Raw genomic sequence first — 485 nt, forward strand, 5'->3', positions numbered from 1 at the left:
GGCAGGCACGGAAAACCAGACCCTGAGCATCGACGTGCTGGCCAACGATACCGACGTCGATGACGGCCATGCATTCACCTTGGTCAGCGCCAGCGCGCCAATCGGCCAAGGTAGTGCCAGCGTGGTCGGCAACCAATTGTTGTTCACCCCGGGGACTGACTTCGATCATTTGGCGCAGGGCGCCACGGCCAGCGTCACGCTCAGCTACACCATGAGCGACGAGCACGGCGCGCTCTCGAGTTCCACGGTGGACGTGACCATCACCGGCACCAACGACGCACCGGTGGCGGTGGCCGATACGGCCGCCGGTACGGAAAACCAACCCCTGACGATCGACGTACTGGCCAACGACACCGATGTCGACGACGGTCACGCGTTCACGCTGAACTCGGCCAGCGCGCCGGCAAACAAGGGTACAGCCAGCGTGGTCGACAACCAGCTGCTGTTCACTCCGGGAAGCGATTTTGATCACCTGGCGCAGGGGG

At 63.7% G+C, this 485-nt stretch carries 1 protein-coding gene; it reads left to right on the top strand.

Annotated elements, in window-relative coordinates; translation table 11 throughout:
- Positions 1–485, top strand: a 485-nt coding sequence (locus AC1DHT_RS29345) for an Ig-like domain-containing protein (protein ID WP_477761603.1), incomplete at both ends; no start/stop codon positions are given.

The sequence above is a fragment of the Pseudomonas sp. 05N432 genome, from assembly GCF_056396945.1.